The sequence below is a fragment of the Rhizobium sp. ARZ01 genome (assembly GCF_014851675.1).
In the GTDB taxonomy this organism is placed as follows: Bacteria; Pseudomonadota; Alphaproteobacteria; order Rhizobiales; family Rhizobiaceae; genus Mycoplana.
The window spans coordinates 489623-503113 of sequence record NZ_JACVAE010000003.1 but is presented as its reverse complement, the minus strand read 5'-3'; the positions used below and the strand labels follow the sequence as shown (position 1 = coordinate 503113).

Sequence of the window (13491 nt, the reverse complement as noted above, 5' to 3'; positions counted from 1 at the left end):
CGGCCTTTCAAACTGCAGTCGCACAACCCAAGGGAGGATAATGATGCGAAGGCACCTTCTGACGACTACGGCAGCCGTGCTGCTGGCTTTCACTGGCACCGCTTTTGCCGGCATGGATGAGGCGAAGAAATTCCTCGACGCCGAAATCGGCGACATGTCGACCCTCGACCGAGCCGCTCAGGAAGCGGAAATGCAATGGTTCATCGATGCCGCCAAGCCGTTCGCCGGCATGGACATCAAGGTCGTTTCCGAAACGATCACGACGCATGAATACGAATCCAAAGTACTCGCCAAGGCTTTCTCTGACATCACCGGCATCAAGATCACCCACGACCTGATCGGCGAAGGCGACGTCATCGAAAAGCTGCAGACGCAGATGCAGTCGGGCGAGAACATCTATGACGCCTATGTCAACGACTCGGACCTGATCGGCACCCACTGGCGTTACCAGCAGGCCCGTTCGCTGACCGACTTCATGGCCAATGAAGGCAAGGACGTCACCAATCCGGGCCTCGACCTGGACGACTTCATCGGCAAGTCCTTCACCACCGCGCCCGACGGCAAGCTCTACCAGCTGCCCGATCAGCAGTTCGCCAACCTCTACTGGTTCCGCTACGACTGGTTCAACGACGAGAAGAATAAGGCAGACTTCAAGGCGAAGTACGGCTACGACCTCGGCGTGCCGGTCAACTGGTCCGCTTACGAGGACATCGCCGAGTTCTTCACCGGCCGCGAGATCGACGGTAAGAAGGTCTATGGCCACATGGACTACGGTAAGAAGGACCCGTCGCTCGGCTGGCGCTTCACGGACGCCTGGCTTTCCATGGCTGGCAACGGCGACAAGGGCATTCCGAATGGCAAGCCGGTCGACGAATGGGGCATCAAGGTTGACGAAAACTCGCGTCCAGTCGGCTCGTGCGTTGCCCGCGGTGGTGACACCAACGGCCCGGCTGCCGTTTATTCGATCGAGAAGTACCTGCAGTGGCTGAAGGCCTACGCACCGGCCGCCGCCCAGGGCATGACCTTCTCCGAATCGGGTCCGGTTCCCTCGCAGGGCGAAGTCGCCCAGCAGATGTTCACCTACACGGCGTTCACTGCGGACTTCGTGAAGCCGGGCCTTCCGGTCGTGAACGAGGACGGCACGCCGAAGTGGCGTTTCGCTCCCTCGCCGCACGGCGTCTACTGGAAGGACGGCATGAAGCTCGGCTACCAGGACGTGGGTTCCTGGACGCTCCTGAAGTCCACGCCGGATGATCGCGCCAAGGCCGCCTGGCTTTATGCGCAGTTCGTCGTCTCCAAGACGGTCGACGTCAAGAAGAGCCATGTCGGTCTGACGCTCATCCGCGAATCCTCGATCGGCCACAAGTCGTTCACGGATCGCGCGCCGAAGCTTGGCGGTCTGATCGAGTTCTACCGTTCGCCGGCCCGCATTCAGTGGTCGCCTACCGGCACGAACATTCCGGATTATCCGAAGCTGGCCCAGCTATGGTGGCAGGCGATCGGCGACGCGTCCTCGGGCGCGAAGACCGCTCAAGAAGCCATGGATTCGCTTTGCGCCGAGCAGGAGCAGGTGCTGAGCCGCCTCGAGCGCGCTGGCGTCATGGGTGACATGGGGCCGAAGCTCGCCGAAGAGCACGATCTCGAGTATTGGAACAAGGATGCCGTTTCCAAGGGCAACCTCGCGCCGCAACTCAAGATCGAGAGCGAGAAGGAAAAGCCGCAGACGGTCAACTATGACGAACTCGTCAAGAGCTGGCAGCAGTAAGCTGACCGAGATCGGGCTCAAGCGGACCTGAGCCTGAAGCATGCCGCCCGGAGGACCACTCCGGGCGGTTTTTGATTCTGCGGTGCCTCATGCTCGTGAACGCACCAAGGCAGCCCTCGCCAGCTGTTTCGCTTGCCGGTAATGCGTTTGTGCCCTATCACCAACGCAACCGGCGGATCCGGCACCACCGGCCGGCCGGCTCGAACCGGACCGGTGGACTTCGCAGCGATCGGGCAGCGACAGCATCCACACGGCATGGCGGACCAGTCGAAGGGAAAATCCGGCAAGATCCTGTTTGCGCTGCTGACGCTGTGCATTCTGTCCGCCATCGCCGCGACAGTCCTGCTTGCCAATGACTACCGAAACTTGAACCGCCTGCTCGCACGCTTCGGATATGAACCTGTTCAGACGCGGCCAGCTGTTCGGGCGCCTCTCCCCCACGAGATCCGGGGCAACCGCATCCCCCGGCCCAAGGTCGAGATTCCTGAACGCCTCGTCTCCGACCTGGTCCCGATGGAGACAAAGTTCACGCGGCCGATCCGCCGCGATCCGAAGGAACTCTGCACAGCCTTGGAGCAGAGCGGTTTCGCCAATGCCGGCTGGAAGGAGGGGCTCGCGAAAGGCAGTTGGGAATGCACCTCCTATCGCGAATTCCCGGCAAAAGTGGGCGGGAGCGGGCCCGGCAGCTCCGCCTACCTTTCCATCCGTGGCAGCGAAGAAGCCCGCCTCACATCGTTTCGCATCAAGCTCAATCTGGAGAACGCAGGCGACCAGACGGAGCTGACCAGTGCCGCCATTGCCGCCCTTGAGGTCTTCCTCGACGAAGTACGCTGGAAGGACGCACCTGACATCGTGGAGAACATCCGGAACCTGAAAGAATTCGACGTGGTCTTGTTCGGCAACCGGATCCAGCTCAAGAAGGAGTTCAGCGAAACACCACGTTACAATTTCATCATCACGCCGGACCGTACACGACCGAAAAACACTTACCTGCCGGACTATTTCAACCGTGAGAAGTGGCTACCGATGCCGGAACCGCCCATGGAAACCCGTTGAGCCGAAATGCGACGCGTTTCAATGGCAAGAATAAAGGTTGGATTCTCAGTCAGGCTGTGCACAGTTTCGCAACGCTGGCTGGTCCTTTTAACGACCATTGGAAACACGGCACGCAGTTATGGAACCGCTGCTGAACAGAATTGTCGATTCAGTTACATCCGCCGGTCATCGCCGGGGCCGCAGACGATTGCGGTTGGAAGGCCCTTTGCCCACGATCTACGCGATCGGCGACGTGCATGGTTGCTTCCGCGAGATGCTCGAAGCAGAAGCCCGCATCAGGGACGACCTTGGACAAACAGCCGGCGAGGCCCTGATTGTGTATCTCGGCGACTATGTCGATCGCGGCCCGGACTCCGCCTTGGTGTTGGACCATCTGACCCGCAGCCATGACGATGGCCTGACCCGGATCACCCTTTGCGGCAACCACGACGACACGTTTCTGCAGTTTATACGAGATCCCGTCGAGCGGATTTATTGGCTTGGTTCGAATTTCGGCGGCGAGGCGACGCTCGCCTCTTACGGAATCGACCTAGGCGACATCCTATTGAGCGATTTTGAGTCAGCGAAGAGTTCAGCCAAGCTGCGGCGGTTCATACCGGCACGCCACATCATGTTTCTTGCCGGCCTGCCGATCTTCCTGGCGGCTAGGGACTATCTCTTTGTCCATGCGGGCGTGCGCCCGGGAATTCCGCTCGAAGCGCAGGATGACGAAGACCTGCTTTGGATCCGCGATCCTTTCCTCACCATCGAATCAAAGCTGCCAGTGGTCGTCGTGCACGGCCATACGCCCTGCAGCGAACCCGAATTTGCAGCCGGCCGAATTGGAATCGATACCGGCTGCTTCTTTACCGGCCGCCTGACAGTGCTGAAGGTCGACTCGGAGGGTGCGCGCTTGCTCTGATCAAAGCCGGATCCGGCGCGCTGCGTACTACTGCCGCCCGAACTCATCCTCGATGCGAATAATATCGTCCTCGCCAAGGTAGGAACCCGTCTGCACTTCGATCAGCTCGAGCAGGATTTTACCGGGGTTCGCCAGACGATGAACCTCCCCTTGAGGGATATAGACGGATTCGTTTTCGCGAAGCGGAATGGTCCGCTCACCGATCGTCACCTCGGCCGTGCCGCGCACCACGATCCAGTGCTCTGAACGATGGTGATGCTTCTGCAACGAGAGGCGCTTTCCCGGCGTCACGAACAGGCGCTTCACCTGGAATCGATCGCCATTCAGGACGGACGTGTAGCCGCCCCAGGGCCGGTATGACGTACGGTGTGATTCCGTCAGTGGCGCGGTCTTTTCCATGGAGGCGAGATACTTGACCAGCTTGCCGACGTTCTGGCTGTCCTCCATGCGCCCGACATAGATGGCATCCTCGCTCGCGATCACCGCGACATCCGAGAGGCCCTGAACGGCGACGTGGATCTCCTTCGAAAGCACGAGCGAATTGCGGGTGTCGAGCAGCGTCGTGCGCCCCTCCGACACATTGCCTTGTTCGTCGCGCGCACCAAGCTTCCACACCGAGTCCCAACTGCCGAGGTCGGACCACTCGATCGGTGAAGGCACAACGGCGGCAATCGGTGTCCTCTCGAAAATGGCATAGTCGATCGAAATATCGGGTGCCTTGGCGAAGGCCTCCGGATCCAGCCTTTCGAAATCAAGGTCATGCTTGGCCGTCTCAACCGACCGGGAAGCGGCATCGAGGACTTCCGGAGCAAGCCGGCGCAACTCCTGCAGGAACGGCCCCACCGGCAACATGAACATCCCGGAATTCCAGAGATAGCCGCCGGCCGCCAAGAGTCCTTCGGCCTTCTCCAGGTTCGGCTTTTCAATAAAGCGCTGAACCGCGAATGCCCCGCCGCCCAATGCGTCGCCAGTTTCGATGTAGCCATAGCCTGTCGCCGGTTCGGTCGGCGTTATTCCGAACGTGACAAGCCGACCCGCCTTGGCCGCCTGTTTCGCTTTGGCGACGCAATCGAAGTAGGTCTCGTTGGCGGTGATCTCATGGTCAGACGCCAGCACCTGCATGATGGCGTTTTCGCCGTGCTCCCGGGCGACGACCAAGGCTGCTACCGCCAGGGCCGGTGCGGTATTCCGCGCCACGGGCTCCAGCAGGATCTTTGCAAGCGTTCGGTCGATCAGCCGGGCCTGCTCCGCCACCAGGAACCGAAACTCGGCATTGGTCAGGATGATCGGCGCTTCGTAGAGCGTATTGTCCGAGACCCGTTCCAAGGTGCGCTGAAACAGCGTCTTCCCGCCCAAAAGTTCGAGAAACTGCTTTGGCGCGGTGGCACGCGACAATGGCCAGAGACGCGTTCCCTTGCCGCCCGCCATGATGATCGGGATAATTTTGTCGGACATCAATTTTCAGATCCAGCAAAGCAAAGTGGGGCGGGCCTGTGCCGGCCAGCATGATCGGCGCATAGAAGCAGCAAACTGCCCCGTTTCAAAGCAAATACTCCCCCCGGCACCGCCAAACTGCTGTTGTAGTTAAGCGGTTCTCAGCCATACGGCAGGCCTGGACAACAAAAAACCCCGCCATGGCGGGGTTTCGACTTCGAACTGCTATACCTTTCAGGCCGGCAGGATTGTCCCCTGTACCGTGCCCAGTTGGGCAATATAGCGCTCGATGCTCGCGCGATGTTCGTCGTTCAGCGCCGCTTCCAGTTCGGCACGAGCCACATCGACCCGCTTGATGATGTCGTCGCGGCTGATCTCATCGACGTGGACAGCGGATTCTGCCAAGAGCGTGCAGCCCGACGGCAGGATGTCGGCGAAGCCGCCAAAGACGACGTAGCGGTCGGTCTTGCCATCGGCAAACTTCACCGTGACGACGCCCGGCTGGACGGTCGTCATGGTTGGCGCATGGTTGGCCATCACGGTCATCTCACCTTCCGTCGCCGGAATGACGACAGCGGTGATGCTTTCGGAAAGCAGCAGTCGCTCGGGAGAAACGAGTTCAAACTTGAAACTGTCGGCCATGACCATTCACTTCTTCTAATTTCATCAGGTCAGGAGCAGACGCCCGCTCTGCGGGCGTCTGACGTAGGAGCTATCAAGCGGCTTCGGCAGCCAGCTTCTTCGCCTTCTCGACGGCTTCCTCGATGGAGCCGACCATGTAGAATGCCGCTTCCGGCAGGTGGTCGTACTCGCCGGCGACCAGGCCCTTGAAGCCCTTGATCGTGTCTTCGAGAGCAACCAGCTTGCCCGGCGAACCGGTGAAGACTTCAGCAACGAAGAACGGCTGCGACAGGAAGCGCTCGATCTTGCGTGCGCGGGCCACCGTCAGCTTGTCCTCTTCGGACAGTTCGTCCATGCCGAGGATGGCGATGATGTCCTGCAGCGACTTGTAGCGCTGCAGGGTCGTCTGCACCTTGCGCGACACTTCATAGTGCTCTTCGCCGACGATCATCGGGTCAAGCATACGCGAGGTGGAGTCGAGCGGGTCCACGGCCGGGTAGATACCCTTTTCGGCGATCGAGCGCGACAGAACAGTCGTTGCGTCCAAGTGGGCGAACGAGGTTGCCGGTGCCGGGTCGGTCAAGTCGTCGGCCGGAACGTAGATGGCCTGAACCGAGGTGATCGAACCCTTGGTCGTCGTGGTAATGCGCTCCTGCATCTGACCCATGTCAGTTGCAAGCGTCGGCTGGTAACCCACGGCCGAAGGAATACGGCCGAGCAGAGCGGACACTTCCGAACCTGCCTGGGTGAAGCGGAAGATGTTGTCGACGAAGAACAGAACGTCCTGGCCCTTGTCGCGGAAATCTTCAGCGATCGTCAGACCGGTGAGAGCAACGCGCGCGCGTGCGCCCGGCGGCTCGTTCATCTGGCCGTATACGAGGGCTGCCTTGGAGCCTTCGCCGCCGCCGAGCTTGTTAACGCCCGACTCGATCATTTCGTGGTAAAGGTCGTTGCCTTCGCGGGTACGCTCACCCACGCCGGCGAACACCGAGTAACCACCGTGCGCCTTCGCCACGTTGTTGATCAGTTCCATGATCAGAACCGTCTTGCCAACGCCGGCGCCGCCGAACAGGCCGATCTTCCCGCCCTTTGCGTAAGGCGCGAGAAGGTCGACGACCTTGATGCCGGTGACGAGGATCTGCGCTTCAGTCGACTGCTCGACATAAGCCGGAGCGTCCTGGTGAATGCCGCGCTTGGACTTCGTGACCAGCGGACCGGCTTCGTCAACCGGCTCGCCGATGACGTTCATGATGCGGCCGAGCGTCTCGTCGCCGACCGGAACGGAAATCGGGGCGCCCGTGTCGACAACCGGCTGGCCGCGGACGAGACCTTCGGTCGAGTCCATGGCGATCGTGCGAACGGTGTTTTCGCCGAGGTGCTGAGCGACTTCGAGAACGAGGCGGTTGCCGTTGTTGTCGGTTTCCAGCGCGTTCAGGATGAGCGGCAGGTGACCGTCGAAGGCGACGTCGACAACGGCGCCGATGACCTGGGTCACGCGACCGGATGCGCCAGCGGCGGAAACGGAGGTCGATGCGGCCTTGGCGGCTGCCGTCTTGCGCGGAGCAGCGGGCTTCTTCTCCGCTGCGGTTTCTTTCGGGGTAGCTGCCTTAGCCATGATCCTTACCCTCTTTGTCCTGGTCCTTAGAGCGCTTCAGCGCCCGAGATGATTTCGATGAGTTCCTTGGTGATCTGAGCCTGACGCTGGCGGTTGTAGCTGAGCGTCAGCTTGTTGATCATCTCACCGGCATTGCGTGTCGCGTTGTCCATGGCGCTCATCTTCGCACCCATCTCGCCGGCGACGTTCTCGAGCAAGGCTCGGAAGATCTGGACGGAGATGTTGCGCGGAATGAGATCACCGAGGATCGCGGCCGCATCGGGTTCGTAGTCATAAATCGCGTCGGACTGTTCCGTCGCCTCGCCAGCCGAAGCCGGGATGAGCTGCTGAGCGGTCGGGATCTGCGCGATGACCGACTTGAACTCCGAGTAGAACAGCGTGCAGACGTCAAACTCGCCCTTTTCGAACAGCCCGATCACCTTGCGGCCGATCTCGTCGGCATTGGCAAAGCCGATCTTCTTGACTTCACGAAGATCGACACGGTCGATGATCAGCGACGCGTACTCGCGGCGAAGGATATCGAAGCCCTTCTTGCCGACGCAGATGATCTTGACCGTCTTGCCGTTGGCCAAGAGCTTGCGCGTGTGGTCGCGAGCGAGGCGAGCGATCTGCGAGTTGAAACCGCCGCAGAGGCCACGCTCGGCGGTGCAGACGACGAGCAGGTGCACGTCGTCCTTACCGGTGCCCGTCATCAGGCGTGGTGCCGCGTCGTCCTGACCGACCGCTTGCGCGATGTTGGCCAGAACAGCACTCATGCGCTGCGAATAGGGCCGAGCGGCCTCGGCCGCCTCCTGCGCACGCCGAAGCTTCGCCGCGGCGACCATTTTCATCGCCTTGGTGATCTTCTGCGTCGCCTTGACGGAGGCGATCCGGTTTTTCAGATCCTTAAGTGAAGGCATCCGTTGTCCGTCCTAGAATAAAGCCCGATCAGGCGAAAGTCTTGGCGAAGGCGTCAAGAGCAGCCTTGAGCTTGCCCTTGGTGTCGTCGCTGATGGCCTTCTCCGTGCGGATCGTTTCGAGGACGCCCTTGCCTTCCGTACGCATGTACGAAAGCAGGCCCTGCTCAAACTTGCCAACCTGGTTGACCGGCAGCTTGTCGAGGTAGCCATTGACACCTGCGAAGATCACAGCAACCTGCTCTTCCGTCTTCAGCGGCGAGAACTGCGGCTGCTTCAGGAGCTCGGTCAGGCGTGCGCCGCGGTTCAGCAGGCGCTGCGTAGCAGCATCCAGGTCCGAACCGAACTGGGCGAAGGCCGCCATTTCGCGATACTGGGCGAGCTCACCCTTGATCGAGCCTGCAACCTGCTTCATCGCCTTGATCTGCGCGGACGAGCCCACGCGGGAAACCGACAGACCGACGTTAACGGCCGGGCGGATACCCTGGTAGAACAGGTCCGTTTCAAGGAAGATCTGGCCGTCGGTGATCGAAATCACGTTGGTCGGGATAAACGCCGAAACGTCGTTACCCTGCGTTTCGATGACCGGCAGAGCCGTCAGCGAGCCAGCGCCCATGTCGTCGTTCAGCTTTGCAGCGCGCTCGAGCAGACGGGAGTGCAGGTAGAAAACGTCGCCCGGATAGGCTTCGCGGCCCGGCGGACGACGCAGCAGCAGCGACATCTGACGGTAGGCAACAGCCTGCTTGGAAAGGTCGTCGTAGCCGATGAGGGCATGCTTGCCGTTGTCACGGAAGTATTCGCCCATGGCGCAACCGGCGAACGGTGCAAGGTACTGCATCGGAGCCGGGTCGGAGGCCGTTGCGGCAACGATAATCGAGTACTGCAGCGCGCCGCGCTCTTCGAGCACCTTGACGAACTGGGCAACGGTCGAACGCTTCTGGCCGATAGCGACATAGACGCAGTACAGCTTGTCCTGGTCAGGGCCGTTGTCGTGGATCGGCTTCTGGTTCAGGAAGGTATCCAGGATGATCGCGGTCTTGCCGGTCTGGCGGTCACCGATGACGAGCTCGCGCTGGCCACGGCCGACCGGGATGAGAGCATCGATGGCCTTCAGGCCGGTCGACATCGGCTCATGCACCGACTTGCGCGGAATGATGCCCGGAGCCTTGACGTCAACGCGGGCGCGCTTCTTGGCATTGATCGGGCCCTTGCCGTCGATCGGATTGCCGAGCGCGTCGACGACGCGGCCGAGCAGCTCCGGACCAACCGGGACGTCCACGATGGCGCCGGTCCGCTTGACGGTGTCGCCTTCCTTGATGTCACGGTCCGAACCGAAGATAACAACACCAACGTTGTCGCTTTCCAGGTTCAGCGCCATGCCGCGAATTCCGCCCGGGAATTCGACCATTTCGCCGGCCTGAACGTTGTCGAGGCCGTAGACGCGGGCAATACCGTCACCGACGGAAAGCACCTGGCCGACTTCCGAGACTTCCGCCTCTTTGCCGAAGTTTTTGATCTGATCTTTGAGAATTGCGGAGATTTCCGCGGCGCGGATATCCATCAGCCGACCTCTTTCAGTGCAAGCTTAAGGGTAGAGAGTTTGGTGCGAAGGGAAGTGTCGATCTGGCGGGACCCGACCTTGACGATCAGACCACCTAGAATAGACGGGTCGACAGTGACGGCGATCGCCACGTCTTTGCCGGTGACGCCCTTGAGCGCCGCCTTCAATTCGGTCTCCTGCGCAGCGGAAAGTGCGTGCGCGGAGGTAACTTCAGCGGTGACTTCGCCACGCTGGCGCGCAGCAATCACGTGATAGGCCCTGATCATGCCCGGCACGGCGAAGAGCCGGCGGTTCGATGCCACGACCTTGAGAAAGTTTGCGACGAGACCCTTGATGCCAGCCTTTTCGACAATAGCCGCGATGGCCTTCGTCTGATCTTCGGCGGAAAATACCGGGCTGAGAATAAGGCGCTTCAGGTCGTCGCTCGCATCGACCATCGCCTGGAAACGATTGAGGTCGGAACCGACCGCCTCCACGCTGCCGGCTTCGAGCGCAAGCTCGAAAAGCGAAGACGCGTACCTTTCTGCAACACCGGAAATAAGCTGGGATGTGTCTGCCACGGGCACAAGCTTCTCTTATTTTCATCCAGAGCGGCAGCTTGCGGACTGGCCGTAAACCCAAGACCCTGAATTCGTTGCGATTATTTTCAGTTCTCGCAAGGCTGGACGCCCGCGTTTTCTGAAATTCGCGGTTCGTCTAGCATAGGAACTTCAGACTCGCAACACGCCGAGGCACAGGAATCCGTGATAAGTCGGGAAGACTTGTCCCGAATTTTGGCAAAAATGAATCCGCCCTCGCGAATTTCCCGCTTGAGAAAGAAAATCCTACTCAAACGAAACCGAAAACATAGGCGAGCGGCAGCGCGCAGAGCAGCAGCTGCACGGCGAGCAAAGCAAGATTCTTGAGGCCGAAGGAGGCGTCCGACATCATCGAGAGGATGCGACCGAAGGCGGCCAGCGCGAAGGCTGAGCCGACCGCGAGATAGGCCCAGTCCTGCGCCACCATCAAAGCGGACAGCGCCAGCCCCGCATGGAAGCCGCCGACCGAGCGGGCGGCAGAATACCCCTCCGTGCTGCCCTCGCGCAATTGAAGGTCGCTGACCCTCAGAGACAGGCGCGGGGCAAACAGACCGACGAGACCGAGCAGCAGCGCAGCAAGCGCTCCGCAAAATGCGAGGAACTCTCCTGTCTCGGTCGGAATGTAGAATTCCATGTACGCTCTCCGGCGCTTGCCCCTAATCCGTTCCCGTTATCGCACGATCACACGCAGCAAGGGAATCCGCTCCTCTTGGTTATGCACGAAGATTGGACGCGGCGGGATAATTGACTTCTAAGACCGCGTCACCGTTCGGTTGCGGACGCCGCCTGCTGGCGCGGCAATCTGACACCGTTGCCCATTGCGATCAGAGGAAGCTCTGCGGGTCGATGTCGACCTGCACGAGGATGGAGCCGCGTTCCTTTGGTCCTTTCGCAAGCATTGACTGCAGATAGGCCTGCATGTCGCTGGAACGTTGCCCGTGCACGAGCAGTCGAAACCGGTGGCGCCCGCGGACCAGCGCCAGCGGCGCCTCGGCAGGACCGAGGATGGCAATGCCGGAAACGCCCGGCGCCGATTGCCGTAGCGCCCGGGCGTGTCCTTCTGCTTCAGCGCGGCTGTCGGCGGAGACGATCACAGAGGCCAGGCGGCCGTACGGCGGCAGCATTGCCTTCTCGCGCTCGCCGATCTCGCGCTCGTAAAAATCTCGCGCATCACCCGACACGATTGCCTGCATGACAGGATGCAGCGGCTGATAGGTCTGGATCAGGCCGTGGCTCTTCAGGCCGGTTCGGCCGGCGCGGCCCGTCACCTGCGACAGAAGCTGGAAGGTGCGCTCGGCCGCGCGCGGATCGCCGTTCGACAGGCCAAGATCCGCATCGACGATGCCGACCAGCGTCATCAGCGGGAAATTGTGGCCCTTCGCCACCAACTGGGTGCCGATGACGATGTCCGCCTCCCCCTTGGCGATCGCTTCAAGTTCGAGGCGAAGCCGCTTGACCCCCATCAGGTCGGAGGAAAGCACGATCGTGCGCGCATCGGGAAAGTGTTTCTCGACCTCCTCGGCAATACGCTCCACGCCCGGGCCGCAGGCGGCCAGATGATCGAAGGTTCCACATTCCGGGCAGGCTTCCGGGGTTCGCTCGGCATAGCCGCAATGGTGGCACTGGATCTGGCCGCGAAACCGGTGCTCGACCAGCCAGCTGGAGCATTGCGGGCACTGGAATCTATGGCCGCAGACGCGGCAGAGCGTCAGGGGCGCGTATCCGCGGCGGTTGAGGAAAAGCAGCGCCTGTTCGCCGCGTTCCACCGTCTTGCCGATCGCGCGCAGCAAGACCGGCGAGAGAAACCCGCCACGTTGCGGCGGATGGCGGCGCAGGTCGATAAGATGCAGGTCCGGCAACGCCGCCTCGCCGAAACGCGTCGGCAGGTGCAGAGCCTGGTAGCGACCGCTATCGGCGTTGACGCGACTCTCGACGGAAGGTGTCGCCGAGACAAGCACGGCTGGAAAATCGCCGATCCGCGCGCGCACCACCGCCATGTCGCGAGCATTGTAGAAGACGCGGTCCTCCTGCTTGTAGGCGGGGTCATGCTCCTCGTCGACGATGACAAGGCCAAGATCCTCGAACGGCAGAAACAGCGCCGAGCGCGCGCCTGCAACAACGCGTACCTCGCCCGTCGTCACCTGCCGCCACACCTTTTCGCGGGTCCGCGGCGCCAGGTCGGAATGCCACTCTGCCGGCTTGGAGCCGAATCGGTCCTGGAAGCGTTCGAGGAAACTGGCCGTCAGCGCAATTTCCGGCAACAGGATCAGCACCTGCCGGCCCTGGCGTAGCGTTTCGGCGATCGCCTCGAAATAGACCTCCGTCTTGCCCGAGCCGGTGATGCCGTCGATCAGCGCGACACTGAAACGGCCGGCGCGCACCTGCTCTACGAGGTCGGCCGCCGCATCTGTCTGCGGCCCTTCCAGCCGTGGCGCGACATAATCGGGATCGGGTCTGGCAACGACCGGCGGTGGCGGCAGGAAGACCGTTTCGAAACTGCCCTGCGCTGTGAGCCCGTCGATGACACTTGAGGAGGCGCCGGCTGCGTGTGCAAGGCCGGAACGGGTCCACGGAACGCCTTCTTCGGCCAGCGCCAGCACCCGTTCGCGCGCCGGCGTTAGGCGCTCCGGCCGAAGCCCGGTAAAGCGCAAGCCTTCGACCATCGGCTCGGGGTCGAAGGCGGCGGGCGCACGGAGCGCCATGCGCGCCACCAGCCCCGGCGGCGTGAGCGTATAGGCGGAAACCCAGCCGATAAATGTTCGCATTTCCTTCGTCAGCGGCGGGCAATCAAACGCCTTTTCGATCGGCCGCAGCTTCTTCGGATCGACCGTGTCATCGCTATCCCGGTCCCAGACGACACCGGAAACGAGACGCGAGCCGAGCGGAACCTGAACGATCGAGCCCGGCTCCACGGCCATGCCATCCGGCACGGCATAGGAATAGGGGCGCGGAGCCGGCATCGGCACCAGAACGGGGACGGTGCGCGGCGCGGGCGGCCCGCCGAACAGGTCGTCGGACATACGGTTCATCGCACGCTTTCCCCGTGTGATGGGAAAACCGGAGC

Annotated in this window: 11 protein-coding genes; 3 read left to right on the top strand and 8 right to left on the bottom strand. The window is 61.5% G+C overall.

Annotation, left to right across the window (positions count from 1 at the left end; all coding sequences use genetic code 11):
• Positions 1-43 precede the first annotated feature (43 nt).
• The 3 genes from IB238_RS19670 (at position 44) to IB238_RS19660 (ending at position 3722) form a co-directional block, all read left to right on the top strand.
• The gene (locus IB238_RS19670; RefSeq protein ID WP_192250904.1) at positions 44-1765 is read left to right on the top strand and encodes an ABC transporter substrate-binding protein; all 1722 of its coding nucleotides are present in this window, start codon (positions 44-46) and stop codon (positions 1763-1765) included.
• A 147-nt stretch (positions 1766-1912) separates the two neighbouring features.
• Positions 1913-2821 carry a DUF6030 family protein gene (locus IB238_RS19665; protein ID WP_192250901.1) on the top strand — a complete coding sequence of 303 codons (909 nt, stop codon included), beginning with the start codon at positions 1913-1915 and terminating at the stop codon, positions 2819-2821.
• Positions 2822-3026: 205 nt separating this feature from the next.
• On the top strand, positions 3027-3722 hold the full coding sequence (locus IB238_RS19660; protein WP_246723725.1) for a metallophosphoesterase family protein: 696 nt from the start codon (positions 3027-3029) through the stop codon (positions 3720-3722).
• Between the two features lie 27 nt (positions 3723-3749).
• Here the strand turns inward: IB238_RS19660 and IB238_RS19655 are convergent, their stop codons facing one another.
• From IB238_RS19655 to IB238_RS19620, 8 genes are all read right to left on the bottom strand, one after another.
• Positions 3750-5177: a mannose-1-phosphate guanylyltransferase/mannose-6-phosphate isomerase gene (locus IB238_RS19655; RefSeq protein WP_192250895.1), complete on the bottom strand. Its 1428-nt coding sequence runs from the start codon at positions 5175-5177 to the stop codon at positions 3750-3752.
• A gap of 213 nt (positions 5178-5390) precedes the next feature.
• Positions 5391-5798 carry a F0F1 ATP synthase subunit epsilon gene (locus IB238_RS19650; protein WP_192250892.1) on the bottom strand — a complete coding sequence of 136 codons (408 nt, stop codon included), beginning with the start codon at positions 5796-5798 and terminating at the stop codon, positions 5391-5393.
• A 73-nt stretch (positions 5799-5871) separates the two neighbouring features.
• Positions 5872-7392, bottom strand: a complete 1521-nt coding sequence (gene atpD, locus IB238_RS19645; RefSeq protein ID WP_192250889.1) for a F0F1 ATP synthase subunit beta — start codon at positions 7390-7392, stop codon at positions 5872-5874.
• Between the two features lie 26 nt (positions 7393-7418).
• Positions 7419-8291: a F0F1 ATP synthase subunit gamma gene (locus tag IB238_RS19640; protein ID WP_192250886.1), complete on the bottom strand. Its 873-nt coding sequence runs from the start codon at positions 8289-8291 to the stop codon at positions 7419-7421.
• Between the two features lie 28 nt (positions 8292-8319).
• Entirely contained in the window at positions 8320-9849 is a 1530-nt protein-coding gene (atpA, locus tag IB238_RS19635) for a F0F1 ATP synthase subunit alpha (protein WP_192250883.1), read from the bottom strand.
• A complete protein-coding gene (locus tag IB238_RS19630) occupies positions 9849-10415 on the bottom strand; it encodes a F0F1 ATP synthase subunit delta (RefSeq protein WP_192250880.1) in 567 nt (188 codons plus the stop codon). The genes atpA and IB238_RS19630 overlap by 1 nt, the downstream gene beginning before the upstream one ends.
• 262 nt (positions 10416-10677) lie before the next feature.
• Positions 10678-11061 carry a DUF4345 domain-containing protein gene (locus IB238_RS19625; protein ID WP_192250877.1) on the bottom strand — a complete coding sequence of 128 codons (384 nt, stop codon included), beginning with the start codon at positions 11059-11061 and terminating at the stop codon, positions 10678-10680.
• Between the two features lie 190 nt (positions 11062-11251).
• Positions 11252-13456, bottom strand: a complete 2205-nt coding sequence (locus IB238_RS19620; RefSeq protein ID WP_192250874.1) for a primosomal protein N' — start codon at positions 13454-13456, stop codon at positions 11252-11254.
• Positions 13457-13491 lie beyond the last annotated feature (35 nt).

Bases quoted from the DNA above. Each gene is read 5' to 3' on its own strand.
- IB238_RS19620 (WP_192250874.1), bottom strand. From the start codon at position 13,456: ATGAACCGTATGTCCGACGACCTGTTCGGCGGGCCGCCCGCGCCGCGC.
- IB238_RS19650 (WP_192250892.1), bottom strand. From the start codon at position 5,798: ATGGCCGACAGTTTCAAGTTTGAACTCGTTTCTCCCGAGCGACTGCTG.
- IB238_RS19640 (WP_192250886.1), bottom strand. From the start codon at position 8,291: ATGCCTTCACTTAAGGATCTGAAAAACCGGATCGCCTCCGTCAAGGCG.
- IB238_RS19670 (WP_192250904.1), top strand. From the start codon at position 44: ATGCGAAGGCACCTTCTGACGACTACGGCAGCCGTGCTGCTGGCTTTC.
- IB238_RS19625 (WP_192250877.1), bottom strand. From the start codon at position 11,061: ATGGAATTCTACATTCCGACCGAGACAGGAGAGTTCCTCGCATTTTGC.
- atpD (WP_192250889.1), bottom strand. From the start codon at position 7,392: ATGGCTAAGGCAGCTACCCCGAAAGAAACCGCAGCGGAGAAGAAGCCC.
- atpA (WP_192250883.1), bottom strand. From the start codon at position 9,849: ATGGATATCCGCGCCGCGGAAATCTCCGCAATTCTCAAAGATCAGATC.
- IB238_RS19655 (WP_192250895.1), bottom strand. From the start codon at position 5,177: ATGTCCGACAAAATTATCCCGATCATCATGGCGGGCGGCAAGGGAACG.